At 61.0% G+C, this 23,904-nt stretch carries 33 protein-coding genes; 6 read left to right on the forward strand and 27 right to left on the reverse strand.

Annotated features, from left to right (window positions below):
* Positions 1–10: 10 nt before the first annotated feature.
* From odhB to FIU90_RS11820, 6 genes are all read left to right on the forward strand, one after another.
* Complete coding sequence (gene odhB, locus FIU90_RS11795) at positions 11–1,252, forward strand: 2-oxoglutarate dehydrogenase complex dihydrolipoyllysine-residue succinyltransferase (RefSeq protein ID WP_152434945.1); 1,242 nt, start codon at positions 11–13, stop codon at positions 1,250–1,252.
* Between the two features lie 65 nt (positions 1,253–1,317).
* The gene (lpdA, locus tag FIU90_RS11800) at positions 1,318–2,730 is read left to right on the forward strand and encodes a dihydrolipoyl dehydrogenase (protein ID WP_152434946.1); all 1,413 of its coding nucleotides are present in this window, start codon (positions 1,318–1,320) and stop codon (positions 2,728–2,730) included.
* A gap of 92 nt (positions 2,731–2,822) precedes the next feature.
* Positions 2,823–4,322, forward strand: a complete 1,500-nt coding sequence (locus FIU90_RS11805; RefSeq protein ID WP_152434947.1) for a DUF4403 family protein — start codon at positions 2,823–2,825, stop codon at positions 4,320–4,322.
* 36 nt (positions 4,323–4,358) lie between these two features.
* Complete coding sequence (locus FIU90_RS11810) at positions 4,359–5,717, forward strand: amidase family protein (RefSeq protein ID WP_152434948.1); 1,359 nt, start codon at positions 4,359–4,361, stop codon at positions 5,715–5,717.
* 5 nt (positions 5,718–5,722) lie between these two features.
* A complete protein-coding gene (locus tag FIU90_RS11815; RefSeq protein WP_152434949.1) occupies positions 5,723–6,427 on the forward strand; it encodes a PepSY domain-containing protein in 705 nt (234 codons plus the stop codon).
* A complete protein-coding gene (locus FIU90_RS11820; protein WP_152434950.1) occupies positions 6,424–7,122 on the forward strand; it encodes a trimeric intracellular cation channel family protein in 699 nt (232 codons plus the stop codon). Before FIU90_RS11815 ends, FIU90_RS11820 begins: the two co-directional genes overlap by 4 nt.
* Here the strand turns inward: FIU90_RS11820 and FIU90_RS11825 are convergent.
* The 27 genes from FIU90_RS11825 to rplB all read right to left on the reverse strand — a co-directional run bounded on the left by FIU90_RS11825 (position 7,119) and on the right by rplB (position 23,892).
* Positions 7,119–7,898 (reverse strand): hypothetical protein, encoded by a 780-nt coding sequence (locus FIU90_RS11825; protein WP_152434951.1) that lies wholly within the window; start codon positions 7,896–7,898, stop codon positions 7,119–7,121. The two genes, FIU90_RS11820 and FIU90_RS11825, sit on opposite strands and share 4 nt — an antisense overlap.
* A gap of 183 nt (positions 7,899–8,081) precedes the next feature.
* Positions 8,082–8,642: a hypothetical protein gene (locus FIU90_RS11830; protein ID WP_152434952.1), complete on the reverse strand. Its 561-nt coding sequence runs from the start codon at positions 8,640–8,642 to the stop codon at positions 8,082–8,084.
* A 170-nt stretch (positions 8,643–8,812) separates the two neighbouring features.
* Positions 8,813–10,270, reverse strand: a complete 1,458-nt coding sequence (locus tag FIU90_RS11835) for a serine hydrolase (RefSeq protein WP_152434953.1) — start codon at positions 10,268–10,270, stop codon at positions 8,813–8,815.
* 90 nt (positions 10,271–10,360) lie between these two features.
* Entirely contained in the window at positions 10,361–10,783 is a 423-nt protein-coding gene (gene rplQ / locus FIU90_RS11840; RefSeq protein ID WP_152434954.1) for a 50S ribosomal protein L17, read from the reverse strand.
* Between the two features lie 95 nt (positions 10,784–10,878).
* Positions 10,879–11,934 (reverse strand): DNA-directed RNA polymerase subunit alpha, encoded by a 1,056-nt coding sequence (locus FIU90_RS11845; RefSeq protein ID WP_152434955.1) that lies wholly within the window; start codon positions 11,932–11,934, stop codon positions 10,879–10,881.
* 131 nt (positions 11,935–12,065) lie between these two features.
* Positions 12,066–12,455 carry a 30S ribosomal protein S11 gene (rpsK, locus tag FIU90_RS11850; RefSeq protein WP_007164597.1) on the reverse strand — a complete coding sequence of 130 codons (390 nt, stop codon included), beginning with the start codon at positions 12,453–12,455 and terminating at the stop codon, positions 12,066–12,068.
* 56 nt (positions 12,456–12,511) lie between these two features.
* Positions 12,512–12,880, reverse strand: coding sequence for a 30S ribosomal protein S13 (rpsM, locus tag FIU90_RS11855; protein ID WP_152434956.1), 369 nt, complete (start codon positions 12,878–12,880; stop codon positions 12,512–12,514).
* Between the two features lie 328 nt (positions 12,881–13,208).
* Positions 13,209–13,898, reverse strand: coding sequence for an SRPBCC family protein (locus tag FIU90_RS11860; RefSeq protein ID WP_199799330.1), 690 nt, complete (start codon positions 13,896–13,898; stop codon positions 13,209–13,211).
* Positions 13,899–13,961: 63 nt separating this feature from the next.
* Positions 13,962–14,609 carry an adenylate kinase gene (locus FIU90_RS11865; protein ID WP_152434957.1) on the reverse strand — a complete coding sequence of 216 codons (648 nt, stop codon included), beginning with the start codon at positions 14,607–14,609 and terminating at the stop codon, positions 13,962–13,964.
* 66 nt (positions 14,610–14,675) lie between these two features.
* Complete coding sequence (secY, locus tag FIU90_RS11870; protein WP_152434958.1) at positions 14,676–16,040, reverse strand: preprotein translocase subunit SecY; 1,365 nt, start codon at positions 16,038–16,040, stop codon at positions 14,676–14,678.
* Positions 16,041–16,145: 105 nt separating this feature from the next.
* Complete coding sequence (gene rplO / locus FIU90_RS11875) at positions 16,146–16,637, reverse strand: 50S ribosomal protein L15 (protein ID WP_152434959.1); 492 nt, start codon at positions 16,635–16,637, stop codon at positions 16,146–16,148.
* 91 nt (positions 16,638–16,728) lie between these two features.
* The gene (gene rpmD / locus FIU90_RS11880; protein WP_152434960.1) at positions 16,729–16,914 is read right to left on the reverse strand and encodes a 50S ribosomal protein L30; all 186 of its coding nucleotides are present in this window, start codon (positions 16,912–16,914) and stop codon (positions 16,729–16,731) included.
* Positions 16,915–16,919: 5 nt separating this feature from the next.
* On the reverse strand, positions 16,920–17,759 hold the full coding sequence (gene rpsE, locus FIU90_RS15760) for a 30S ribosomal protein S5 (protein WP_370515205.1): 840 nt from the start codon (positions 17,757–17,759) through the stop codon (positions 16,920–16,922).
* The gene (rplR, locus tag FIU90_RS11890; RefSeq protein WP_152434962.1) at positions 17,759–18,103 is read right to left on the reverse strand and encodes a 50S ribosomal protein L18; all 345 of its coding nucleotides are present in this window, start codon (positions 18,101–18,103) and stop codon (positions 17,759–17,761) included. The genes rpsE and rplR overlap by 1 nt, the downstream gene beginning before the upstream one ends.
* Before the next feature lies 1 nt (position 18,104).
* Positions 18,105–18,638 (reverse strand): 50S ribosomal protein L6, encoded by a 534-nt coding sequence (gene rplF / locus FIU90_RS11895; protein WP_152434963.1) that lies wholly within the window; start codon positions 18,636–18,638, stop codon positions 18,105–18,107.
* Positions 18,638–19,033 carry a 30S ribosomal protein S8 gene (gene rpsH / locus FIU90_RS11900; protein WP_152434964.1) on the reverse strand — a complete coding sequence of 132 codons (396 nt, stop codon included), beginning with the start codon at positions 19,031–19,033 and terminating at the stop codon, positions 18,638–18,640. Before rpsH ends, rplF begins: the two co-directional genes overlap by 1 nt.
* A gap of 11 nt (positions 19,034–19,044) precedes the next feature.
* Positions 19,045–19,350, reverse strand: coding sequence for a 30S ribosomal protein S14 (rpsN, locus tag FIU90_RS11905; protein WP_152434965.1), 306 nt, complete (start codon positions 19,348–19,350; stop codon positions 19,045–19,047).
* A gap of 28 nt (positions 19,351–19,378) precedes the next feature.
* A complete protein-coding gene (gene rplE, locus FIU90_RS11910) occupies positions 19,379–19,960 on the reverse strand; it encodes a 50S ribosomal protein L5 (RefSeq protein WP_152434966.1) in 582 nt (193 codons plus the stop codon).
* Entirely contained in the window at positions 19,953–20,273 is a 321-nt protein-coding gene (gene rplX / locus FIU90_RS11915; RefSeq protein ID WP_152434967.1) for a 50S ribosomal protein L24, read from the reverse strand. The genes rplE and rplX overlap by 8 nt, the downstream gene beginning before the upstream one ends.
* 1 nt (position 20,274) lies before the next feature.
* Complete coding sequence (gene rplN / locus FIU90_RS11920; RefSeq protein WP_010411138.1) at positions 20,275–20,643, reverse strand: 50S ribosomal protein L14; 369 nt, start codon at positions 20,641–20,643, stop codon at positions 20,275–20,277.
* A gap of 70 nt (positions 20,644–20,713) precedes the next feature.
* Positions 20,714–21,016 carry a 30S ribosomal protein S17 gene (rpsQ, locus tag FIU90_RS11925; protein ID WP_152434968.1) on the reverse strand — a complete coding sequence of 101 codons (303 nt, stop codon included), beginning with the start codon at positions 21,014–21,016 and terminating at the stop codon, positions 20,714–20,716.
* A 10-nt stretch (positions 21,017–21,026) separates the two neighbouring features.
* Positions 21,027–21,239: a 50S ribosomal protein L29 gene (gene rpmC, locus FIU90_RS11930; protein ID WP_152434969.1), complete on the reverse strand. Its 213-nt coding sequence runs from the start codon at positions 21,237–21,239 to the stop codon at positions 21,027–21,029.
* Positions 21,239–21,673 carry a 50S ribosomal protein L16 gene (gene rplP, locus FIU90_RS11935; RefSeq protein WP_152434970.1) on the reverse strand — a complete coding sequence of 145 codons (435 nt, stop codon included), beginning with the start codon at positions 21,671–21,673 and terminating at the stop codon, positions 21,239–21,241. Before rplP ends, rpmC begins: the two co-directional genes overlap by 1 nt.
* A 26-nt stretch (positions 21,674–21,699) precedes the next feature.
* Positions 21,700–22,395 carry a 30S ribosomal protein S3 gene (gene rpsC / locus FIU90_RS11940; RefSeq protein WP_152434971.1) on the reverse strand — a complete coding sequence of 232 codons (696 nt, stop codon included), beginning with the start codon at positions 22,393–22,395 and terminating at the stop codon, positions 21,700–21,702.
* 1 nt (position 22,396) lies between these two features.
* Positions 22,397–22,774 (reverse strand): 50S ribosomal protein L22, encoded by a 378-nt coding sequence (gene rplV, locus FIU90_RS11945; protein WP_152434972.1) that lies wholly within the window; start codon positions 22,772–22,774, stop codon positions 22,397–22,399.
* On the reverse strand, positions 22,774–23,049 hold the full coding sequence (rpsS, locus tag FIU90_RS11950) for a 30S ribosomal protein S19 (protein ID WP_152434973.1): 276 nt from the start codon (positions 23,047–23,049) through the stop codon (positions 22,774–22,776). Before rpsS ends, rplV begins: the two co-directional genes overlap by 1 nt.
* 6 nt (positions 23,050–23,055) lie before the next feature.
* Positions 23,056–23,892 carry a 50S ribosomal protein L2 gene (gene rplB, locus FIU90_RS11955; protein WP_152434974.1) on the reverse strand — a complete coding sequence of 279 codons (837 nt, stop codon included), beginning with the start codon at positions 23,890–23,892 and terminating at the stop codon, positions 23,056–23,058.
* Positions 23,893–23,904: the final 12 nt, after the last annotated feature.

Here is a 23,904-nt window from a genome sequence, read left to right on the forward strand (position 1 = left end):
AACATGGAATATGGCTACTGAAATCACTGTCCCGGCTCTCGGCGAGTCGGTCACCGAAGGCACCATCGGCGAGTGGCTGAAACAGCCGGGCGACGCGGTCGCGGCCGATGAGCCGATCGCCAGTCTGGAAACAGACAAGGTCGCGGTCGACGTGCCCTCGCCCGTCGCTGGCGTGCTGCAGGAGCACAAGGCCGCAGTCGGAGACACCGTCGAGGTCGGCGCGGTCATCGCTGTGATCGAAGAAGGCGCCACCGGTGCTGCGACCACGGGTGAAGAGGCCGGGCGCAAGGCCGAGAAGGCCGAAGAAGGCAAGAAGGAGCGCGCCAAGGCCGACGCCGATCTTGTCGATGCCTCGCAAACGCTCTCGCCCGCCGTGCGCCGTGCGGTGCTCGAACACGGGGTCGATCCCTCAACGATCAAGGGCACCGGCAAGGATGGCCGCCTGACCAAGGAAGACGTTCTTGCCGCCGCGAAGGCGAAAGGCGATCCGGCACCTGCTCCCTCCCCCAGCCCTGCACCCGCACCTGCCGGCGCGGCTCCGGCTGCGGCCGGCCGCAACGAAGAGCGAGTCAAAATGACCCGTATGCGCCAGACCATCGCCAAGCGCCTGAAAGGCGCGCAGGAGGAGGCGGCGCTGCTCACCACCTTCAACGATTGCGACATGTCGGCAGTGATCGAGGCCCGCAGCAAGTACAAGGAGCTCTTCGCCAAGAAGCACGACATCAAGCTCGGCTTCATGGGCTTTTTCGCCAAGGCCGCATGCCTCGCGCTGAAAGACGTGCCCGCCGTCAACGCCTACATCGAAGGCGACGAGATCGTCTATCACGACTACGTGGACATTTCGGTCGCTGTTTCCGCGCCCAACGGCCTTGTCGTTCCGGTAATCCGCGACGCCGACAAAAAAGGCTTTGCCCAGATCGAAAAGGACATTGCCGATTTCGGCTCGCGCGCCAAGGAAGGCACGCTCACCATGGCAGACATGCAGGGCGGGACATTCACTATCTCGAATGGCGGTGTCTTCGGCAGTCTTATGTCTACCCCGATCATCAACCCGCCGCAAAGCGCGGTGCTCGGCCTTCACCGGATCGAGGATCGCCCTGTCGCGGTGAACGGCGAAGTCGTGATCCGGCCGATGATGTATATCGCGCTTTCCTACGACCACCGCCTGATCGACGGGCGCGAGGCGGTGACGGCGCTCAAGATCATTAAAGAAGCGATCGAAGACCCCACCCGTATGCTGATCGACCTCTGATCATAAGTATACTGTTGAACCAATGAATTCCGATCCCACCTCGCACGGGATAATGGAGCAGATAAATGGCTGAATACGACTACGATGTCCTTGTCATTGGCGCAGGCCCCGGCGGCTATGTCGCAGCGATCCGCGCAGCGCAGCTCGGGCTCAAGACCGCTTGTGTCGAAAGCCGCGAAACGCTCGGCGGCACCTGTCTCAATGTCGGGTGCATTCCCTCGAAAGCCCTGCTGCACGCCTCCGAACTGTTCGAAGAGGCAGAGGGCGGCCATTTCGCCACATGGGGCATCGATGCCAAGGCAAGCTTCGACCTGTCGAAGATGATGGGCGAAAAAACAAAGGCGGTGGGTGAGTTGACCGGCGGGATCGAATTCCTGTTCAAGAAGAACAAGGTTACCTGGCTCAAGGGCCATGCCGCATTCGAAGACGCGCACACGGTCAAGGTGGGCGATGCAACGCACACGGCGAAGGATATCGTCATCGCCACCGGTTCTAGCGTCACCCCGCTGCCCGGCGTCGAAGTCGATAACGAGAAGAAGCGGATCGTGGATTCCACCGGCGCGCTCGAGCTCGATGAAGTGCCGAGCCACCTCGTCGTGATTGGCGGCGGCGTGATCGGGCTTGAGCTTGGCAGCGTGTGGCGCCGTCTCGGCGCGAAGGTCACCGTGGTCGAATTCCTCGATCAGATCCTCCCCGGCATGGACGAGGAAGTGCGCAAGGAATCGAACAAGATCTTCAAGAAGCAGGGCATGGAAATGATGCTCGGCCACAAGGTCACCGGGGCCTCGGTCAAGGGCAAGAAGGTCACGCTGACGATCGAGAAATCGGCCGGCGGGGACGAGCAGACCCTGGAAGCGAGCCACGTTCTCGTCGCCATCGGTCGCCGCCCGAACACCGAAGGCCTCGCGCTCGACAAGGCGGGTCTGCAGGTCAACAATCGCGGTCAGATCGAGATCGATCACGATTTCCGCACTGCAGTCGACGGTATCTGGGCGATTGGCGACGTCGTCCCCGGCCCGATGCTCGCGCACAAGGCGGAAGACGAAGGCATTGCGTGTGCCGAGAACATCGCGGGCCAGACTGGCATCGTGAACCACGACGTGATCCCAAGCGTCGTATACACAATGCCGGAAATCGCCGGTGTTGGTCTGACTCAGGAAGAGGCGGTCGAAAAAGCCGGCGGAGACAAGTCCAAGATAAAGGTCGGCAAGTTCCCGATGATGGCGAACAGCCGCGCCAAGGCGAACCGTGACACCGATGGCTTCGTAAAGGTAATTGCCGAAGCCGATACCGATCGTGTTTTGGGCGTGTGGATGGTGAATAGCCTCGCTGGCACGATGATAGCTCAGGCCGCGCAGGCAATGGAATTCGGCGCAACCAGCGAAGACATTGCCTACACCTGCCACGCTCACCCGACACATGCCGAAGCGTTCAAGGAAGCGGCGATGGCAGTCCAAGGTAAGCCGATCCACATGTGATTGTGGGCGGCTGCCCTATTCGAGGGCGATAACGCATTGAATTGATCGAACATCCCCTCTCGCGTACGGTATTCGCGAGGGGGGTTTTTTCGTTGGGCAATTCTCAGCCCGTCTTCGCGTTCATGTCGCGCCTGATTGCGCTGATGTCAGTGCTCGCCTTCACTTCATGCTCCCTGTTCGAGCAAGAAGTCGAGCCGCCTCCGCGCGCCGACGACAAGATCGAGATACCCGAAGGCCTTTCGTCGCTGTCTACGACTATCGAGGTTCCGCTCGACCCGATGCGCCGCGCGCTCGAACGAGAAATCCCGCGGCGGCTTTACACGATCAGCAAGAGCCAGGCCGATTGCATTCCATCGCAGCGCACCGAGGTAATCGGAATCGCGATCCGGTCCCCAACCATCCGCTGCGACCTCACCGGCCAAGTCAATCGCGGTTCGCTCTCGCTCAGGGGAAGCGGGCGTGATCTCATCGTCACCATGCCAATCCGCGCCGAAGTCAAAGGAAGCGAAATTGGCGGGATTATCAAACAGGAGACCGCGACCGCGCGTGCAAACGTCACCGCAAGAGTACGGCTATCGGTTCGCAAGGACTGGTCGATGCGCGGCGATGTCGACATCTCATATAGCTGGCGCCAGCCGCCCACGGTCGAGATTCTCGGCCAGAAACTCACTTTCGCGGACGGGGCCGACGAGAGGCTGAGGAGCGTCGTTTCAAAGCTCGAACGCACGGTCGAACGCGAGATCGCAAAGCTCGACCTGCGCGGAAAGATCGCGCCGGTCTGGGAGCGCGGCTTCACCGTCCTCTCGCTCAACGCCGAAAACCCGCCGGTTTGGATGAGGCTGACGCCCCGAGCGCTCGGTTATGACGGCTATTACGCATCGCGCAATGCGCTGTCGGTCGCGATGCGGCTCGATGCCAAGACAGAGATCTTCGTCGGCGATGAACCCGAAGCACCCGGCGCCGATTACCTTCCCGCAATGGCAGAAGGTGGCAATGGACAAGGAGGGAAGCTCGCGCTCGCCCTCCCCGTAATTGCGCAATACAGCGTACTTGAGCCGGTAATCGAGCGGGCGCTGGCCAAGCGCGCAGAGCGCGTGTTCAAGGTTCCCGCAATTGGCGATCGCATGATCGAGGTGCAGTCCGTGTCCGCCTATTGCACCGAGGGCAATCGCATCGCCGTCGGGGTAGAATTCAAGGCGTGGAAGCCTGGCGAGGAGAACGATCCGGCGACCGGCACCGTCTGGCTTACCGCAAAGCCCGTAAATGACGCCAACTCGCGAAAGGTCCGATTTGTCGAACCCGAATACCAGGTCGAAACGACACGCTTCACGACCAATGTGATCATAGAAATTGCAAAGACGCGAGATTTCTCCAGCACGATCGAGGATGCTCTCACTCAGAATTTCGAAGACGATTATGAAGACCTGCTGGCAAAAGTCGATCGCGCCATTGCCGAAACGGAGCTTGGCGACTTCTCCATCGCGACCGATATCGATCGGGTTTCGACCGGAAGCCTTACGGCCTATGGCGAAGGCCTGTTCCTTCCGGTATCGGCAGACGGCGAAACACAGATCCGCTACGCCCCGCGCTAAGACGGGCGCAGCAGCGCCATGAGGGGAGTGAGGACCGTGGCCTATCCGAAACTGACCGAAAAGCCGGGCGCGCTTGAGACGGCCGCCGCGATCCGTCGCGGCGAAATGAGCCCGCACGAGGCGGTCGATGCGGCAATCACGCGGATCGAGCAACTCGATGCGAAGATCAACGCGCTTGCCGTGCCCGATTTTGAGCGCGCCTATGAAACCGCGCGGGGAATGGACAGCGAAAAGCCGCGCGAAGGCCAGCCACTGTTCGGTGTGCCGATGACGGTGAAGGAAAGTTTCGACGTCGAGGGCCTTCAATCGTGCTGGGGGCATGAACGGTTGACCGACTATATCGCGCCGCGGGATTCCGAGCTCGTAAGGCGGCTCAAGGCGGCGGGCGCAATCATCATCGGCAAGACCAACGTTCCGGTCGACCTGTCTGACTGGCAGAGCTTCAACCCGGTCTACGGCCGCACGACCAATCCACACGATCCCGACCGTTCGCCGGGTGGCTCGTCAGGTGGAAGCGCGGCAGCGGTCGCCAGCGGAATGGTACCGTGCGAATTCGGCACCGACATCGGCGGATCGGTGCGAGTACCGGCCCATTTCTGCGGTGTCTGGGGCCACAAGACCAGCTGGGGCCTCATCAGCAAGCGCGGGCACGATCATCCGCAAATGGCGCGGCGCAAAGGCTTTGTCGCCGCGCATGACGGGGCGCTATCCATCGCGGGGCCGCTCGCCCGAAACGCTGCGGACCTCGCGCTTCTGACGGAATTGGGTGCGAGTGTTCCTCTGCGCAAATCCGGCAAGCGGCTGCATGACTGCCGCTTTCTTGCGATAACCGAGTTTCCGGACAGCCCCGTCGATGCAAGCGTCGCCGAGCCGACGGCGGGCGCGATCGAGCGGCTTCAGCGCGTTGGGCTGAGCATAGACCATTCGAGCGATCTCTTGCCCGACCTGGCACAGCAGCAGACCGACTACTTGCGCATGCTCAACATCGCGATGGCGCGTGGAGCGCCCTCGCCCGATGGAAAGCGCGCGAGTGCGACCGACTGGTTCGACCTGCTTGACGCGCAGGCCGCGAACGAATTCCAGTGGGAACAGCTGTTTGAGAAGTACGATTTCGTCCTCGCACCACCCGCGCCCGTTCTCGCGATACCGCATCTCGACGAGGCGGTCTTCAAGTCGACCCTGCGCGTCAATGGCGAGGATATTCCCGCAGGCCAAGGGCTCGCTTGGGCCGGGCTTGCGACTTTCCCGAATCTGCCCTCGACCGTCCTGCCGATCGGATCGGCCAGCTATGAAGGATCGGTCCTTCCCTGCGGCATGCAGGTGATTGGCCCCAGATGGAGCGATCTCGACTGCATCGAAGCAGCGAAAACCATCGGCACCATGCTTCACGGATAATTCGAATGAGCAAGACTATGCGCAAACTCGCCAGGTGGCACATCTGGCTCGGCTGGTTGGTCGGTGTTCCAATCGTGATGTGGACGGCGAGCGGACTGTTCATGGTCGCCAAGCCAATCGAAGAGGTTCGCGGCAATCACCTGCGCCTCGACCAGAGCGAGGTGCCGCTGGTGATCGAAGGAAGCACATTCGCGACCGAAGACATGCAGTTGAAGGAAATGCGAGCGTTGATGCAGGATGGACGTCCGGTTGCGATCCTAACCACTCTGGACGGCCAAACGCGGCGGGTGGATTTTGCCTCGGGCGAGCCAATTGCTCCCCTTGCCGCCGAACAGGCCCGAGCCATCGCGGCACAACGGATTCTGAACGGCGACAAGGTCGAGGCAGTGACGTTGTTCCCGGCTGACAGTGTTCCATTCGATTTCCGCAGGCCAATGCCAGTCTGGCAGGTCGCGCTGGAAGATGGGACAAACGTCTATATCGGCCGCGACACGGGCGAGATCGAGGCGGTGCGAACGCGCTGGTGGCGCTGGTTCGATTTCATGTGGGGACTGCACATCATGGACCTCTCCGAGAGAGAGGATACCAGCCACCCGATCCTGAACCTTTTCGCGGCGCTTGCCCTGATCGGTTCACTGATGGGGACGATACTGATGTTTCGCCGTCGCAAGGCGCGCGTCAAACCTTCAGTTCAGGCACCAGCCGAATGAACGAAGCGATCCTCACTCCGATCCTCGACGCGCTCGACATGATCGGCATCGCGATCTTTGCGCTATCGGGCGCGGTCATCGCGGCTAAGGAGCAGCAGACCTTTGTGACGATGGCATTCTTTGCGCTCGTAACCGGGGTTGGCGGAGGGACAGTGCGCGATCTGCTGATCGGGGCACCCGTGTTCTGGATGACCGACCCGTGGGTCGCGGCGATTTGTTTGGGTTGCGCGCTCATCGCGTGGTTTACGCCCGTGAGCCTGTGGCAGGGAAAGGCATTTGACCTCGCCGATGGAGCCGGGCTTGCGGCCTATGCCGTGCTCGGCAGCGCGAAGGCACTCGCATATGGTATCCCGCCGATACCTGCGATCCTGATGGGCATCATCACAGGCTGTGTCGGAGGGATTATTCGAGACGTTGTCGCCGGACGTCCCTCCATCATAATGCAGCCGGAACTATACGTGACAGCGGGGGCGCTCAGTTCGACCATTACCGTGCTGGGAATGCTGGCAGCGCCTCGATTGGCGCTTCCCGATGGATGGATCTGGGGTGCGGCATTCATCGCTGGCTTCGCTCTTCGCGCGGCAGCCATTCAGTGGCAACTCGGCCTGCCCAGCTATGGTCGGTCAAGCATCGATGCCGAAAGGGAGGCGGATGTGTGTGCCTCACCGCCTCCCTCGGGTCCGGACGGTACTTAGCCGCCCAGATCGTTGTCTGATGCCTGCTCGCCCGGCAGCGGTCCGCCGGGATAGGCCGGCAGCGGTTCGTCAGACTGCAAAGTCGGAGCCTGCTGGCCCACTCGCTCGCGCGCCGCGATGTAACTGGCATCGCTCCACTGCAGGTCGTCTCCGCGCGCGCGGGTCGTATCGCCCGCTTCGTAGGCACTGCCACGATAGCCGCCGATATCGATCTCTTCGATGCGACCGTCATTGCCGATCCGACATGTGAAGGCGTCGCCATTGTAAAGCGAACCACGAACGTTCCAGCCTTCGGCGGTACGATCGACACCGTCGACGCTTTCCACGCGAACGTCGCGTTCGATGCGGCTCACGCACTGATCGACAGCGCTGTCGAGCCCTGACGAACCGGTACTGCGACGGCGATCGCGACGATCATAATCACGGTCGTAATCGCGCGTGCGGCGATAGTCATAGTCACGGTAGCGATCGCGCTTCCGATCATTTGCCGCGCTGGCGATCGCGGCAATCCCACCGATGATGAGAACCCCCGCCAATACGTCGCCCGCATCGACACGGTGGCGATGAGGGTGGCGATACCATCCACGACTTCCCCAGCGACGGTGATGCTTTGCAATATCGGTCTCACCGTCGTAGCGGCTCTGCTCGAATTGCGAATGGGTTGCGCCGCCTTGCATCTGCGTGGTCGGCAAGTCGGCGGCGGCAGCTGGCGTAGCGATCATGGCGGCGGCCGCCATCAGCCCGGCGATAGCCCCGGCGCGTGCATTGGTAAGCATCGATGCTCCCTCCTGTTCAGGTGCGAGCGGCCACCAATCGCTCTTGAATACCGCACGCAAATAGGCGGTACAGGCTGACCTTAGCCTGAACCGCCCATCGCACAAAACCTTGTCGCGGATGATAAGGAACGGGGCGACACGGACCCAATGCTCTCCGGCACCCCGCTCCAGTTTGTCCGGGAATTATCGCAGGCCGCGAATGCCCCGGAAGTTGACTTGCGGACGGCCTCGGCCATCGAGCCAGCATGTGAACTTACCGCGATCGTATCCGCGGTTGCCATAGCCGTAGCCATAACCGCGCAGGCCTTCGACTTCGATGCGGCCCTTCACGCGGAAGCCATAGCGCGTCCGGTCGATGTCGCGGATCTGGGTCACATCGGCATAGCGGTAGCCACCGAAGCGGCGCGCCTGGCGCTCGGCTGCGCGGACGCAGCGTTCTACAGCACGGCGGCCATTGTAATAACCTCGGTGGCCACGATAACCGCGATCGTAATAGCGATCTTTGTAACGCCGGTCGCGATAACGGCGGTCATGATAGCGGTCTTTGTCGCCATCGAACGCGCCGGCAAGAGCGGCGATCCCGCCAATGACGAGCGCGCCGGCGATCACATCGCCTGCGTCCACGCCTTTGTCGCGATGGCGGTAGTCGTCGGCTGCTGCAGGGGTGGCGGTCGCCAGGGCCATCGCGCCAGCCGCGACAGTCCCGAGCGTGCCTTTTGTGAGAGTCTTCTTGAGAGTCTTCATAAGGGTCTTCCTCGGGTTTGCCGGAACGGGATTGCCCCGGCTGCGAGGCCCTTATGAGTGATTCGCCCTGTGATGAGCCTGAAGCGGCTTTACAGCATTTATTCAGCTTAAACAGCATTTACCTGAACAGTATGAATCCGCCCTTTTCTGCGGGTTTCACACCAAATCGCCTAATCGAGCGCCGCCAGCACGTCCTTTGTAAACGCCGCGATATCAAAGCGCGTGCCGACCATGTCCTCGCCGCGACGGACAATCACGACGTTTCGAGAAGGTACGACCACGACATACTGACCGCGATTGCCGCGCGCTGCGAAAGCATCGTCTGGGATGCCTTCGAAGGCGTTGCCTTCCGGCCTACGGAACGTCCACCAGCCCGCGCCATAGCCCCACTCTGTGCCCTCGGGCTGAGGACCGGACGGGTCGGAGACGTATTCGCGCCAGTTTTCGGGGAGAAGCCGCTCACCGTTCCAGACGCCACCATTAAGATAGAGTTGGCCGAGCGTTGCAAGATCGCGCGCCGTGGTCCAGACTTGGCTGGAGAGTACGTAGTTTCCGCGAATATCGGTCTCAGCGACACTTTGATCCATACCGAGCTTCGCGAAGAATTCGTGCGGCGGGTAATATCGCAGGAAGCTGTCGATCGCTTTCACTGCCATCAGCGTGTCGTTATTGGCGTAGCGGTAGACCGTCCCCGGCTTATTGACGAGCGGCCAGTGTGCGGCGCTTTCATCCACCGTGGTCCCGCCCCAGTATAGCGGATCGGTGCGATTGCCCGGCGTATCGGAATATCGCCCCGTCGCCATGCGCAGCGCGTGATCGATTGTGATCGCGTTGCGCGGATCTCCGGCCCCGCCTGCACGCCAATAATTTGGGCCGATGGGATCATTGACGTCGAATTCGCCCGACTGCACCGCCGCACCGACCAGCGTGGCGGCGATACTCTTTGCGACCGACCATGTGCGCTGGGGGGTCGTTTCGTCGAATCCCTTGCGGAAGACCGCTTCTTCTTCCACCAATTCTCCCTGGGCGTCTGACCGGCGGACGACCACGGCCGTGGTTCGCCCTTCGCCGTATGTCGTGCCCAGCGCGTTGGAGAGGACGAGTCCGAGCCCTTCGGGGCGGTGACCGTATGATTTGGATCCCTCGACGGTCTCTACTTCGAAGACCATCCCGTCTAACTCACCGCCCTCAGCCTGATCTTCCTTGGTAGAGAGGGGGACGGAAGCGGTGGGATTGCTTATGTCTTCCGGCGCGCCAATCGGCAGGACAGAACAGCCGGTTTCCGGACCATAATAGGCCGCAATCCGGTCGGGCATGCCTTCGGCCCATTCGACCTGAACATGCGCGATCTGCCCTGAAGGACGGCGCACGATCTCGTACGGAAGCTCGCGGACCATCGGATCGAGCTTCGGGTAGATCCCCGTCAGTTCCCACTCGTGGATGCTCTCGGGACTGCGCGTCGTGCCGTTGCGTTCGGCGATCGCGATCCCGCTGCACAGGAACAGCGCCTTGTATCCGGCGGCAAGCGCGCGGTCGTATCGTGCATCGAGCTGTTCCTGAGCGGATTGGGCTGTAAGAGGCGCCGCGAAAGCGATGGCCGCTCCGGCGGCGAATATGAGCTTGTGCATGGCTGCAGACCCTAACTGCCACCACGCAAAAGAAAAGGGCCGGCGAATCTGTCCGCCAGCCCTTCAAAACCGTTGGTTGAGACGCTTTGCTTACGCGTCTTCGTACTCGTCCGCTTCGCTCATGTCCGGACCGGAGTTCTGCCCCTTCGCGTCTTCATCGCGGTCGACGAATTCGATAATCGCCATCTGCGCGCTGTCGCTGTCGCGATAGCCGGCCTTGATGATGCGGGTATAGCCGCCATCGCGGTCCGAATAACGTTCGGCCAGAACGTCGAACAGCTTCTTGAGCTGCGTTTCGTCGAGCAGGCGGGCCTGCGCGAGGCGACGGTTCGAAAGGCCGCCGCGCTTGGCCAGAGTAACCAGCTTTTCGACGTAGGGACGCAGTTCCTTCGCCTTGGGAAGCGTGGTCATGATCTGCTCGTGCTTGATGAGAGCAGCCGCCATGTTGCGGAACAGGGCCTTGCGGTGGCCCGATTTACGCGAAAGCTTACGCTGTGAAATTCCGTGACGCATCTTGTTTTTCCTTGGTTCGAAAAGGGCCCGTGTGAGGTAGCCCAGTGCTGGCGGCGCTTATCCGTTGCCGGAGGGCGCGCCGCCGATAGCCCTGATTAGCCGAGAAGTTCCTGTTCGAGCTTCTTGGCCATTTCTTCGATGTTCTCAGGTGGCCAGCCCGGGATGTCCATGCCGAGGCGCAGACCCATCGAGCTGAGCACTTCCTTGATCTCGTTAAGCGACTTGCGGCCGAAATTCGGCGTACGCAGCATCTCGGCTTCGGTCTTCTGGACCAGATCGCCGATATAGATGATGTTGTCGTTCTTGAGGCAGTTGGCCGAACGCACCGACAGTTCGAGCTCGTCAACCTTCTTGAGAAGGTAACGGTTAAGCTGGTTGGCGTCGTCTTCCTGCGGCTGCGCGGCCTGACCGATCATGGCCGACTGCGGCTGCGGGATTCCGTCTTCGAAATGGACGAACAGCGTCAGCTGGTCCTGGAGAATACGCGCGGCATAGGCCACGGCATCTTCGGGGGTGACGGTGCCGTCGGTTTCGATGGTCAGCGAGAGCTTGTCATAGTCGAGCTCCTGGCCAACACGGGCGTTCTCGACCTTGTAGCTCACCTGGCGAACCGGCGAGTAAAGCGAGTCAACCGGGATGAGGCCGATGGGAGCATCAGCCGGGCGGTTCTGCACGGCAGGCGAGTAACCTTTGCCGACATCTGCGGTCAGCTCCATATTGAGCGTCGCGCCTTCATCGAGGTGGCACAGGACAAGGTCCTTGTTCATCACTTCGATGTCGCCGGTTACAGCGATGTCGCCCGCCTTCACTTCGGCAGGGCCGGTGACGGAAAGCTGCAGGCGCTTGGGGCCCTCGCCTTCCATCTTGAGCGCGATCTGCTTCACGTTGAGGACGATATCGGTCACGTCCTCGCGCACGCCGGCGAGCGACGAGAATTCGTGAAGCACATTCTCGATCTTGATCGAGGTGATCGCAGCGCCCTGGAGCGAGCTCAGAAGCACGCGGCGCAGCGCATTGCCGAGCGTGAGACCGAAGCCACGTTCGAGCGGTTCGGCAACGAAGGTTGCCTTGCGGGTCTTGTCGCCGCTTTCCTTGACTTCAAGGGTGTTGGGTTTCTTCAGTTCCTGCCAGTTCTTCGTGTTGACGGACATGGATTTCCCCTAATTCGCTATGCAGCGGGTTTGAATTGTGTGCGGACCGGGGCGCCTTGTGGGGCGCGTCCGGTCCGAGGAAGTCTCGGCGGCCCGAAAGCCGCCGGGGCAGGTCGGATCAGACGCCTGTGTCAGACCCTGCGACGCTTCGACGGACGGACCCCGTTGTGCGGGATCGGCGTCACATCGCGAATCGACGTGATGTTAAAGCCGACAGCGGCGAGACCGCGCAGCGCGCTCTCGCGGCCCGAACCCGGGCCCTTCACTTCGACTTCGAGGGTGCGAACACCATGCTCGGCAGCCTTCTTGCCGGCGTCGTCTGCAGCGACCTGTGCTGCGTACGGAGTCGACTTGCGGCTGCCCTTGAAGCCCATCATGCCGGCGCTGGACCAGCTGATCGCATTGCCCTGCGCATCGGTGATGGTGATCATGGTGTTGTTGAAGCTGGCGTTGATGTGCGCAACGCCGCTCGTGATGTTCTTTCTGTCGCGGCGCCTTACTTTGCCGGGTTCGCGTGCCATTTCTCGTATTCCTTATTGAATGCGGGTGAAGGAAAAAGCCTCGGGACTAGCCCAGCTTACTTCTTCTTCCCGGCGATCGGCTTGGCCTTGCCCTTGCGGGTACGGGCGTTGGTGTGCGTGCGCTGGCCGCGAACGGGCAGCTGGTTGCGGTGACGAAGACCGCGATACGAACGAAGGTCCATCAGACGCTTGATGTTCATCGCGGTGTTGCGACGGAGGTCGCCTTCGACGGTGTAATCCTCGTCGATCGTCTCGCGGATGCGCAGGATTTCCTCATCGGTGAGATCCTGCACACGTGCACTGTGATCGATGCCAAGCTTATCGGCAATCTTGACGGCCGTGGTGCGGCCGATTCCGTGAATGTAGGTGAGCGCGATAATCACGCGCTTGTTGGTGGGGATATTTACCCCGGCAATACGAGCCACTTAATTCTCCATGCTCCACAGAGGTTTACGACTGGTCCGCCGTTGCCTCTATCTCAACGCTCAATTCATTCTCCTGCTCGAGCCGCATGAAACGGCAAAAAGCCCGGTTGCGGCGCGCATTTAGCGGCCACGTGCCGGACTTGGTTCGAACATGTCGAATGAAGGCGCGCTTAGTGTGATTCTGCTGTGAGGTCAACAGCTAGCCACGCATAATCGACCGAGCCGCCGATATGGGAGGCGGACGGGATCTTTCAAGTGTTGTAATACACCCCTTCGTGCGGCGGGTCAAAACACGCCCGGGGCGACCTGTGGGTGAGTTGGCTCCGGTTTATCCCTCGTCGCTGAGATCGCCGAAGACCTCGTCGACACTCGGTGTGTCATCTTCCTCGGTCGGCGCATCTTCCGTGGCACCGTCGTCTGTCTCTTCTGCGGCCTCTTCGTCAGGTTCAGGTGTGGGCTCGGGCTCCTTGTCCACCCTCCCCAGCTTTGATGCGAGACCATCGAGTTGCTGAGTCATCACTCCGTCGACCGCCTTTGAGATGACCGGCGTTTCGTAACGCATCCGCCCGCCAACATTGTACTCCCACACTATGCGCGTGCCTTCGTCGACCGTGCTGATGGCGATCGTGAGGATACCGGTGACAGGTTCGCTCTGAAGCGGACCGAGCGCGCCGACCATGCGCAGCGCGCTTTCGGGATAGGCCTGGATCACCCGCATGTGCTCGACGCTGCCTTCAAGCGTGATGCGGTTCTCTTCCTCGGTTTCGGGAATCTTCTCGCAGAAACAGCCGCCAGCCTGCGGTCGGATTGTCATGTTCGCCGCATCGCCCGACCAGGTGTGCGCATCGTTCCACCAGTTGGAAGGCGTGATCAGCTCAAGCCAGACCTGCTTCGGGCTCGCCTCAACGATCGCCTGGTCGCGGGTAACGAAACCCTTGTCGTCTTCCTCAATCACCTCAGCGGCAAGCGGTCCGCTAGCCAAAAGAGCAGTGAAAGCTGTGATAGCGAAAAGGCGCATGACCCAAATCTCCTTTGGTCCATGGCTTAAGCGAATGGATGGGGGAACGAAACCCCGCCTCGCCTAACGGCCCAGGATTGCGTCGATCGAAGCGGCGACTTCGTCGATATTCGCCATCCCGTCCACCCGGCTGACGATCCCGCGCTCTTCGTAACCCGGCAGGATCGGCGCGGTCTTGGCGCGGTATTCGTCCATGCGGGTGCGCACGGTTTCCTCGTTATCGTCGGGACGGCGCTTGAACTCGGTTGAGCCGCAGACATCGCACACGCCCTCCTTGGCGGGCGGATTGGCGGTGTCGTGATAGAGCGCGCCGCACTTCGCGCAGCTGAAGCGGCCCGTAATGCGCTCGACCAACGCATCGACATCGACATCGAGTTCGATCACGTGGTCGAGACTGCGACCGTGCTTCGCGAGGATCCGGTCGAGATCATCCGCCTGCGCGGCGGTGCGAGGATAGCCGTCGAAGATCGCGCCCTGATCGGCCGGCATTTCGGCGAGGTTTTCATCGATCAGCGAAGAAACGATCTCGTCTGAAACCAGCTCGCCGCGATCCATTACCGCCTTCGCCTGAAGTCCGACGGGGGTCTGGGCCTTCACAGCTGCGCGCAGCATGTCACCGGTCGAAAGCTGGCGCATGCCGTGGCGCTCGACGAGCCCGGCGCTTTGCGTACCCTTGCCTGCGCCCGGAGGGCCGAGAAGAATGATGTTCACCGAATAACCCCCTTCTGGCGCGGGGCCTCATGGCTCTTCCGCGCGTCTTAAAGTCACCCGACGCGCTTAGCGCATACGGCCTTTGAGCTTAGCCTTCTTGATGAGGTCACCGTATTGGTGCGCCAGCAGGTGCGACTGGATCTGGCTCAGCGTGTCGACCGTGACATTCACAACGATCAGCAGGCTGGTGCCGCCTAGGAACAGCGGAATGCCGGTCTGGCGGATCACGTATTCAGGCAGCACGCAGACGAAGGTCAGGTAAATCGCGCCGACCACGGTGATGCGTGTGAGCACGTATTCCAGATAGTCTGCAGTTCGCTTGCCCGGACGGATACCCGGAATGAAGCCACCACCTTTTTTCAGATCTTCCGCGCGCTCTTCAGGGTTGAAGACGACTGCGGTGTAGAAGAAAGTGAAGAAGATGATGCCGAGACCGTAAAGCGTCAGATACAAGATCGCACCCGGCTGCAGCACCTGGTTCAGCGTCACGATCACGCTGCCAAACGTGCTTTCGGTATCGACCGAGTTACCCGCAAACTGCGAGATCGTCAGCGGCAAAAGCAGGATCGAGCTGGCAAAGATCGGAGGGATCACGCCTGCGGTGTTGAGCTTCAGCGGCAGGTAGGAATTGTCCTGCTGCATCGGACCGTTCTGCGTCGCACGTTTCGGGTATTTGACGAGAAGGCGACGCTGAGCGCGTTCTACAAAAGAGATGAGCAGGATCAGCACGACCACCATGACGATGAAACCGATGATGATACCCGGCGCGATCGAACCGGTACGTCCGCCCTCGAAGAGATTGGCTGTGAATGTGGGGAACTGGGCGACGATGCCCGCCATGATGATCAGCGAAACGCCATTGCCGATCCCTCGCGAAGTGATCTGTTCACCCAGCCAAAGCAGGAACATGGTGCCACCGATAAGGCTGATCACCGCGCCGATACGGAACATGTAACCCGGCTCGACCACAGCTGCGATACCCGCCTGACCCGCGAAGCTTTCAAGGCCGACCGCAAGGAAATATCCCTGGATCGCGCACAGAAATACTGTGCCGTACCGGGTGTACTGGTTCAGCTTCTGCCGGCCAGTCGCACCCTCTTTCTTGAGAGCTGCGAGCGTCGGGTGCAACGCCGAGGCCATCTGCACGACGATAGATGCGGTAATATAGGGCATGACGCCGAGCGCGATGAGGCTCATCCGCTCAAGGCTGCCGCCCGAGAACATGTTGAACATGTCGAGTACGCCGCCCCGTCCGAGATCGGCGAGGTCCTGAAGCGCGGAAGGATTGACCCCCGGCAGCGGAACATAGCTCAGGAAGCGGAAAACGATCAGCGCGCCGATCGTGAACCAGATGCGTTGGCGCAGCTCGGTTGCCTTGGCGAAATTGCCAAGGTTCATATTGCTGGCGATACTGTCGGCGCGTGATGCCATTGTAGCTAGTCGATCCTAATCGTACGCCGGCCCGTCCCGGCTCAGAACGGATAGATAGGGAGCAGGTTCTCGAATGTCGAACCCTTGCCCCCCAACTTTATCGTTTCAGTCTGCCTTTTCGGCAGCTTTTTCGGCCTTAGCGGCGGTTACTTCGACGCTGCCGCCAGCCTTTTCGACCGCGGCAACCGCGCCCTTGGTCGCACCGGTCACGACGAACTTGGCCTTGGCCTTGATCTCGCCCTTCCCGAGCAGACGGACGCCGTCTTTGCCACCGCGTGCAAGACCCGCCTCGCGCAGGACCTCTTCGGTGATGTTCTTCTTGGCGTCGATCTTCTTCGCGTCGATGAATTTCTGGACCATGCCCACGTTCACCTCGGCATAGTCCTTGCCGAACGGGTTGTTGAAGCCGCGCTTCGGCAGGCGCATGTGAAGCGGCATTTGGCCGCCTTCAAAGCCCTTGATGCTGACGCCCGAACGGCTCTTCTGGCCCTTCTGGCCGCGTGCTGCCGTCTTGCCCTTGCCCGAGCCGATACCACGGCCCACGCGCATCCGACCCTTGCGGGCGCCGGCGTTGTCTTTGATTTCGTTCAGTTTCATGATGTTTGCACTCGCTTTCGCTTTTGTTCGCGCTGAGAGGAGGAAAGCCCCGCCCCAAGTAAATATGCGGGCGGGACTTTTCGTGTCTTGCTTAGTCGACCACTTCGACGAGATGCGGGATCTTGGCGATCGCGCCGCGAACTTCAGGGGTATCCTGACGTTCGACAACTTTGTGCATCTTGTTGAGCCCAAGACCGATCAGGATCTTGCGCTGGCTTTCGGGACGACGGATCGGCGAACCGATCTGCTTGATCTTCACTGTCTTCTTGGCAGCCATTGATCTTACTCCACAACTGCTGCGGCGTCGGCTTCTGCCTCGGCCTTGTCAGCGCCGCCGCGACCCAGCAGGTCGGCGACTTTCTTGCCGCGACGCTGTGCAACCGACTTCGGCGAAGTCTGGTTCACAAGCGCGTCGAAGGTGGCGCGGATCATATTGTATGGGTTCGACGTGCCGACCGATTTGGTCACGACGTCTGCAACGCCAAGGCTTTCGAACACGGCACGCATTGGACCACCGGCGATGATACCGGTACCCGGAGGTGCCGTGCGGATGGTCACCTTGCCGGCACCGAAACGACCGTTTGCGTCATGGTGCAGCGTACGGCCTTCCTTGAGCGCAACGCGGATCATGTGCTTGCGAGCAGCGGCGGTTGCCTTGGTGATCGCCTCTGGCACTTCGCGGGCCTTGCCCTTGCCGAAGCCAACGCGACCCTGGCCGTCACCGACGACGACGAGTGCCGCAAAGCCGAAACGCTTACCACCCTTCACCGTCTTCGAGACGCGGTTGATGTGCACCAGCTTTTCGATGATGCCGTCATCTTCCTCTTCGCGGCGACCGCCACGACGATTGTCACGACCACCACGGCCACGGCCACCGCCATCGCGGTTGCCGCCACGGCCACGACCGCGACCCTGCCGGGGCTCTTCGGTCTTGGCTTCTTCGGTCGGCTGAGCCGTGGGCTCTTGAGCTGCCGACTGGTTGTCTGCCGCTTCCGAGGGAGTTTCCGCAGCTGCAGGAACGTCCGCTTCTGCCTTTGCAGCAGCAGCTTCCGGCGTTTCGGTAACTTCGGGAGTTGCCGCCGCTTCGGTGTTTTCTTCTGGTTTCTTTTCGTCAGCCATGATCAGAACTCCAGCCCGCCTTCGCGAGCGGCATCGGCCAGCGCTTTCACGCGGCCATGGAACAGGAACCCGCCGCGATCGAACACGACAGTGGTCACGCCGGCCTTCTTGGCGGCAGCGGCGATATCCTTGCCGACCTTTGCGGCAGCATCGACGTTCGCACCCGACGACTTTTCGCCAAGGGTCGATGCAGCAGCGACGGTCTTGCCTGCGGCATCGTCGATGATCTGCGCGTAGATGTGACGGCCAGTGCGGTGCACCGACAGGCGCGGCTTGTCACCGGCACGAGCGCGAAGCGCGGTGCGAACACGGCGACGGCGACGTTCAAAGAGAGAGAGCTTTGCCATCTTACTTCTTCTTCCCTTCCTTGCGGAAGACATATTCGCCCCGATACTTGATGCCCTTGCCCTTGTAGGGTTCGGGCTTGCGCCAGCGGCGGATCTCGGCGGCAAACTGGCCGACGGCCTGCTTGTCGATGCCGGAGATTTCGACCGTGGTCTGATCGGGCGTCTTCACTTCGATACCTTCAGGCACATCGAGATCGACATCGTGGCTGAAACCGAGCTGCAGCTTGAGCTTCTTGCCCTGTGCCTGCGCACGGTAGCCGACACCGGAAATCTCGAGCGTCTTCGAAAAGCCTTCGGTCACGCCTTCGACGAGGTTCGACACCAGCGTGCGCTGCATGCCCCAGTAGGAGCGCGCCTGCTTGCTGTCGTTGGCCGGGTTAACCTGGATTTCCTCGCCCTCGACCTTGTAGTCGATAAGGTCGGAAAGGCCCATCGAAAGGGTGCCCTTCGGACCCTTCACGGTCAGCGTGCCTTCTTCGATATTGGCCGTCACCCCGCTGGGGATGGCGACCGGCTTCTTACCAATGCGGCTCATCAGAAGACCTCCGCAAGCACTTCGCCGCCGACCTTGTTTTCGCGGGCTTCGGCGTCCGAGAGGACACCGCGCGGAGTCGAGACGATGGTGATGCCAAGGCCGTTGCGCACGGTCGGAAGCTCTTTTGAACCCGAGTAGACGCGGCGGCCTGGCTTGGAAACGCGAGCGACGTGTTTGATTGCCGGTTCGCCCTCGAAATACTTCAGTTCGATCCGCAGCGCCTTGTGCTTGCCGGTTTCGTCTTCGCTGTAGCCACGGATGTAGCCTTCGCGCTGAAGAACCTCGAGCACGTTTGCGCGCAGCTTTGAGGCCGGCGAAAGGACGGAGTCCTTCTTCGCCTGCTGGCCGTTGCGGATGCGGGTGAGCATATCACCCAGAGGATCGGTCATTGCCATGTTCTATGTCCTCACCAGCTCGACTTCGTCAGGCCGGGGATCATGCCCCGGTTGCCGAGTTCACGCAGTTCGATACGGTTGATGCCGAACTTGCGGTAATAGCCGCGCGGGCGGCCGGTGGTGGCGCAGCGATTGCGAACCCGGGTCGGGTTCGCGTTGCGCGGGATTTCAGCCATCTTGAGGCGCGCGATCAAACGCTCGCTCTCGTCCAGGCTCTCGTCATTCGCGATCGCCTTCAGCTTCTCGTACTTCGCTGCGTATTTCTTCACGAGCTTCTTGCGACGCTCGTTCTTGTTGATGGAACTCAGTTTCGCCATTGGACTTAAGCTCTCTTTCCTTCTCGGCTCACGCCGCTTCTTTCTGGTCGGCCGCAGCTTCACCGCGGAACGGGAAGCCGAACAGACGGAGCAGCTCACGCGCTTCTTCGTCGGTCTTGGCAGTGGTGGTGACGATAATGTCCATACCGCGCACCTTCTCGATCTTGTCGTAGCTGATCTCGGGGAACACGATCTGTTCCTTGAGACCCATCGCGTAGTTGCCGCGACCGTCGAACGACTTGGCATTCACGCCGCGGAAGTCGCGGATGCGGGGCATTGCGATGGTGACGAGGCGATCCAGGAATTCGTACATCCGGTCGCGGCGCAAGGTGACCTTGCAACCGATCGGCATGCCTTCGCGCAGCTTGAACTGTGCGATCGATTTCTTGGCGCGGGTGATGACCGGCTTCTGACCGGCGATCAGGGCCATCTCTTCCGCAGCCGTCTGGACCTTCTTCTTGTCCTGGCTCGCTTCGCCAACACCCATATTGAGCGTGATCTTTTCAAGCTTCGGCACTTCGAGGCGGTTCTTGTAACCGAATTTCTCGGTCATCGCCTTGACGATTTCGTCCTCGTACTTCTGCTTCAGGCGTGGAGTGTAATCAGCCATCGATGGTCTCCCCACTCTTCACGGCGACACGCACCTTCTTGCCGTCCTTCTCTTCGAAACGGACGCGGGTGGGCTTGCCATCCTTGGGATCGGCCACAGCAACCTTCGAGATGTGCATCGGAGCCGGGAAACGGTCGATGCCACCTTGCGGGTTCTGCTGGCTCGGCTTGCGGTGACGGGCGACGACATTGATGCCTTCGACAACGATCTTGCCTTCCTTCGGCAGGACCTGCTGGACGGTGCCGGTGCGGCCCTTGTCCTTGCCCGAAAGCACAACAACGGTGTCGCCCTTCTTGATCTTAGCGGATGCCATCTTAGAGCACCTCCGGAGCGAGGCTGATGATCTTCATGAAGCCGCGGCCGCGCAGTTCGCGAACCACCGGGCCAAAGATACGAGTGCCGATCGGTTCCTCGCTCTTGTTCACGAGAACGGCAGCATTGCTGTCAAAACGGATCACGCTGCCATCGGGACGGCGGACGTCCTTCTTGGTGCGCACGATCACGGCGCGGTGAACGTCGCCCTTTTTGACCTTTGCACGCGGCTGGGCTTCCTTCACGGAAACCACGATCACGTCGCCAACGGAGGCAAACCGACGCTTCGACCCGCCCAGCACCTTGATGCACTGGACGCGCTTTGCGCCGCTATTGTCCGCGACGTCGAGATTGGATTGCATCTGGATCATTGATCCGGTTCCTTCTCTTGGCTTGCTGGGACACCCGATACTGACCGGGGCTCAGCAGTTCCTCGTCAAATTACTCTGCGCCGCCCGGGGTGGCTTCCGCCACTTCGAGATCGGCTTCGATTGCCTGGGTGCCGCCTGCGACGACCCGGTCCTTGACCAGCCACGTCTTGGTCTTGGAGATCGGCTTGGTCTCCTCGATCCGTACGACGTCGCCCATGGCGTATTCGTTGTTCTCGTCGTGAGCGTGATACTTCTTCGAGCGACGGATGATCTTCCCGTAGAGCGGGTGCTTCACCTTGCGTTCGACCAGCACGGTCACGGTCTTGTCGGTCTTGTCGGAGGTGACAGTCCCGATCAGGATACGTTTCGGCATTGTCTACTCCTTACGCCTTGGCTGCGGCAGTAGCCGCGCGCTCGTTCTGCAGCGTCTTGATCTGGGCGATCGTGCGACGAACTTCGCGGATGCGCGAAGGCTTCTCGAGCTGATTGGTCGCAGCCTGGAAGCGCAGGTTGAACTGCTCGCGCTTGAGCTCGGTGAGCTGGGCGCTGAGCTGGTCGTCGGTCTTCGTGCGAAGATCTTCGATAGCGTTGGCCATTATTCGCCTCCCAGGTGGCTGGTGTCGCCCAGGCGGGCGACGACCTTGGTCTTGATCGGCAGCTTCATGGCTGCACGTTCGAATGCGGATGCGGCGAGCGGGCCCGGAACACCGTCAAGCTCGAACAGGATGCGGCCCGGCTTCACGCGAGCTGCCCAGTATTCGACGGAGCCCTTACCCTTACCCTGACGAACTTCGGCAGGTTTCTTGGACACGGGCACGTCGGGAAAGACGCGAATCCACAGGCGACCCTGACGCTTGATGTGGCGGGTGATCGCACGACGCGCGGCTTCGATCTGGCGAGCGGTGATACGCTCGGGCTCGAGAGCCTTGAGGCCGTAGGAGCCGAAATTCAGATCGGTGCCGCCCTTGGCGTTACCGTGAATCTTGCCCTTGAAGGCCTTGCGGTACTTGGTTTTTTTCGGTTGTAGCATTGTCTTTTACCTCAACGGGCCGCCAATCAGCGGGCCGGCCTCACGCCGGACGTCTGCGCTTCCATCATCAGGCGATCTTGCGCGGTCGGATCGTGGGCGAGGATCTCGCCTTTGAAGATCCACACCTTGATGCCGATGATGCCGTAAGCGGTCAGAGCTTCGGTTTCAGCGTAGTCGATGTTTGCGCGCAGGGTGTGCAGCGGCACACGGCCTTCGCGGTACCACTCGACGCGGGCGATTTCAGCGCCGCCAAGACGGCCACCGCATACGATCTTGATGCCTTCAGCGCCAAGACGTAGTGCAGACTGCACGGCACGCTTCATGGCGCGACGGAATGCTACACGGCGAACCAGCTGGTCGGCCACGCCCTGAGCGACGAGCTTCGCATCGATTTCCGGCTTGCGGATCTCGACGATGTTCAACTTCACTTCGCTTTCGGTCATGGTTGAAAGCTTGGCGCGCAGCTTTTCGATGTCCGCGCCCTTCTTGCCGATGATGACACCGGGGCGAGCCGCGTAGATCGAGATGCGGCACAGCTTGGCCGGACGCTCGATCACAACCTTCGAAATCGCTGCCTGCGGCAGGTTCTCGAGGATATACTTGCGGATCTTGATGTCCTCGGCGAGCAGCGCGGCATAGTCGCGCCCTTCGGCGTACCAGCGGCTGTCCCAGGTGCGGTTGATCTGCAGGCGCAGACCGATCGGATTACTCTTCTGACCCATCTTACGCTTCCTCGTCTTCGCGAACCACGATCCGGAGCCGGCTGAACGGCTTCAGGATACGGGTCGACTTACCGCGACCGCGCGTGTGGAACCGCTTCATGGTGATCGACTTGCCGACCGAGGCTTCCGCCACGACGAGCGCATCGACGTCCAGGTTGTGGTTGTTTTCGGCATTGGCGATCGCGCTTGCGAGCACCTTGCTGGCGTCCTTCGCCATCGCCTTCTTCGAGAAAGCGAGGATGTTCATGGCCTCTTCGGCCTTCTTGCCGCGGATCAGTTCGGCAACGAGGTTGAGCTTCTGCGCCGAACCACGGATCGTGGTGCCGACGGCCAGCGCCTCATTGTCCGCAACGCGGCGGGGTGCTTTTGCCTTACTCATCAGCGCTTGCCCTTCTTGTCGGCAGCGTGGCCCGGGAAGTTGCGTGTGGGCGCAAATTCACCAAGCTTGTGGCCAACCATTTCTTCCGAAACCGAAACGGGGATGAATTTCTGACCGTTGTAGACGTTGAACGTGAGCCCAACGAACTGCGGGAGGATCGTCGAACGGCGCGACCAGGTCTTGATCGGCTTCGAGTTTCCGGCTTCCTGCGCGTCCTCGGCCTTCTTGAGAAGGCTGAGTTCCACAAACGGACCTTTCCAAACGGAACGTGCCATCGTGTCTTACCTTTTCTTCTTCGCGTGACGCGAACGGATGATCATCTTGTCCGTCTGCTTGTTCTTGCGGGTGCGGGCGCCCTTGGTCGGCTTGCCCCACGGAGTGACCGGGTGACGACCACCGCTGGTGCGGCCTTCACCACCGCCGTGCGGGTGATCGACCGGGTTCTTGGCAACACCGCGAGTGAGCGGACGACGGCCCTTCCAGCGGGTGCGACCTGCCTTGCCGAAATTCTGGTTCTGGTTGTCAGGGTTCGACACCGCGCCAACCGTACCCATGCAATCGGCGCGCAGGTAACGCTGCTCGCCCGAATTGAGGCGAACGATGACCATGCCGCGGTCACGACCGACGATCTGGACATAAGCGCCTGCCGAACGGGCGATCTGGCCACCCTTGCCCGGCTTCATCTCGACATTGTGGCAGATCGTGCCGACCGGCATCTGACCCAGAAGCATGGCATTGCCCGGCTTCGTGTCGACCTTTTCGCCTGCAACCACCGAGTCGCCGACAGCGAGACGCTGCGGACAGATGATGTAGGCGAATTCGCCGTCCTCATACTTGATGAGAGCGATGAACGCGGTGCGGTTGGGGTCGTATTCGATCCGTTCGACCGTCGCGGGAACATCCCATTTGCGACGCTTGAAGTCGATGAAGCGGTACTTCTGCTTGTGACCGCCCGCGATACCGCGCGAGGTCACGTGACCCTTGTTGTTCCGGCCACCGGTCTTGCGCTTGCCTTCCGTGAGCGACTTCACCGGACCGCCTTTGTGAAGGCCCGACTTGTCGACGAGGATGAGGCCGCGGCGTGCGGGGCTCGTCGGTTTGTAGTTCTTGAGTGCCATGATCCAGGTCCG

The sequence above is a fragment of the Erythrobacter sp. THAF29 genome, assembly GCF_009363635.1.
Lineage (GTDB): Bacteria > Pseudomonadota > Alphaproteobacteria > Sphingomonadales > Sphingomonadaceae > Erythrobacter.

Excerpts from the sequence above, each read along its gene's own strand:
- odhB (WP_152434945.1), top strand. The coding sequence starts at position 11 with ATGGCTACTGAAATCACTGTCCCGGCTCTCGGCGAGTCGGTCACCGAA.
- lpdA (WP_152434946.1), top strand. The coding sequence starts at position 1,318 with ATGGCTGAATACGACTACGATGTCCTTGTCATTGGCGCAGGCCCCGGC.
- FIU90_RS11815 (WP_152434949.1), top strand. The coding sequence starts at position 5,723 with ATGAGCAAGACTATGCGCAAACTCGCCAGGTGGCACATCTGGCTCGGC.
- FIU90_RS11820 (WP_152434950.1), top strand. The coding sequence starts at position 6,424 with ATGAACGAAGCGATCCTCACTCCGATCCTCGACGCGCTCGACATGATC.
- FIU90_RS11825 (WP_152434951.1), bottom strand. The coding sequence starts at position 7,898 with ATGCTTACCAATGCACGCGCCGGGGCTATCGCCGGGCTGATGGCGGCC.
- FIU90_RS11830 (WP_152434952.1), bottom strand. The coding sequence starts at position 8,642 with ATGAAGACTCTCAAGAAGACTCTCACAAAAGGCACGCTCGGGACTGTC.
- FIU90_RS11835 (WP_152434953.1), bottom strand. The coding sequence starts at position 10,270 with ATGCACAAGCTCATATTCGCCGCCGGAGCGGCCATCGCTTTCGCGGCG.
- rplQ (WP_152434954.1), bottom strand. The coding sequence starts at position 10,783 with ATGCGTCACGGAATTTCACAGCGTAAGCTTTCGCGTAAATCGGGCCAC.
- FIU90_RS11845 (WP_152434955.1), bottom strand. The coding sequence starts at position 11,934 with ATGTCCGTCAACACGAAGAACTGGCAGGAACTGAAGAAACCCAACACC.
- rpsK (WP_007164597.1), bottom strand. The coding sequence starts at position 12,455 with ATGGCACGCGAACCCGGCAAAGTAAGGCGCCGCGACAGAAAGAACATC.
- FIU90_RS11860 (WP_199799330.1), bottom strand. The coding sequence starts at position 13,898 with ATGCGCCTTTTCGCTATCACAGCTTTCACTGCTCTTTTGGCTAGCGGA.
- secY (WP_152434958.1), bottom strand. The coding sequence starts at position 16,040 with ATGGCATCACGCGCCGACAGTATCGCCAGCAATATGAACCTTGGCAAT.
- rplO (WP_152434959.1), bottom strand. The coding sequence starts at position 16,637 with ATGAAACTGAACGAAATCAAAGACAACGCCGGCGCCCGCAAGGGTCGG.
- rpmD (WP_152434960.1), bottom strand. The coding sequence starts at position 16,914 with ATGGCTGCCAAGAAGACAGTGAAGATCAAGCAGATCGGTTCGCCGATC.
- rplR (WP_152434962.1), bottom strand. The coding sequence starts at position 18,103 with ATGGCAAAGCTCTCTCTCTTTGAACGTCGCCGTCGCCGTGTTCGCACC.
- rplF (WP_152434963.1), bottom strand. The coding sequence starts at position 18,638 with ATGAGCCGCATTGGTAAGAAGCCGGTCGCCATCCCCAGCGGGGTGACG.
- rpsH (WP_152434964.1), bottom strand. The coding sequence starts at position 19,033 with ATGGCAATGACCGATCCTCTGGGTGATATGCTCACCCGCATCCGCAAC.
- rpsN (WP_152434965.1), bottom strand. The coding sequence starts at position 19,350 with ATGGCGAAACTGAGTTCCATCAACAAGAACGAGCGTCGCAAGAAGCTC.
- rplE (WP_152434966.1), bottom strand. The coding sequence starts at position 19,960 with ATGGCTGATTACACTCCACGCCTGAAGCAGAAGTACGAGGACGAAATC.
- rplX (WP_152434967.1), bottom strand. The coding sequence starts at position 20,273 with ATGGCATCCGCTAAGATCAAGAAGGGCGACACCGTTGTTGTGCTTTCG.
- rplN (WP_010411138.1), bottom strand. The coding sequence starts at position 20,643 with ATGATCCAGATGCAATCCAATCTCGACGTCGCGGACAATAGCGGCGCA.
- rpsQ (WP_152434968.1), bottom strand. The coding sequence starts at position 21,016 with ATGCCGAAACGTATCCTGATCGGGACTGTCACCTCCGACAAGACCGAC.
- rpmC (WP_152434969.1), bottom strand. The coding sequence starts at position 21,239 with ATGGCCAACGCTATCGAAGATCTTCGCACGAAGACCGACGACCAGCTC.
- rplP (WP_152434970.1), bottom strand. The coding sequence starts at position 21,673 with ATGCTACAACCGAAAAAAACCAAGTACCGCAAGGCCTTCAAGGGCAAG.
- rpsC (WP_152434971.1), bottom strand. The coding sequence starts at position 22,395 with ATGGGTCAGAAGAGTAATCCGATCGGTCTGCGCCTGCAGATCAACCGC.
- rplV (WP_152434972.1), bottom strand. The coding sequence starts at position 22,774 with ATGAGTAAGGCAAAAGCACCCCGCCGCGTTGCGGACAATGAGGCGCTG.
- rpsS (WP_152434973.1), bottom strand. The coding sequence starts at position 23,049 with ATGGCACGTTCCGTTTGGAAAGGTCCGTTTGTGGAACTCAGCCTTCTC.
- rplB (WP_152434974.1), bottom strand. The coding sequence starts at position 23,892 with ATGGCACTCAAGAACTACAAACCGACGAGCCCCGCACGCCGCGGCCTC.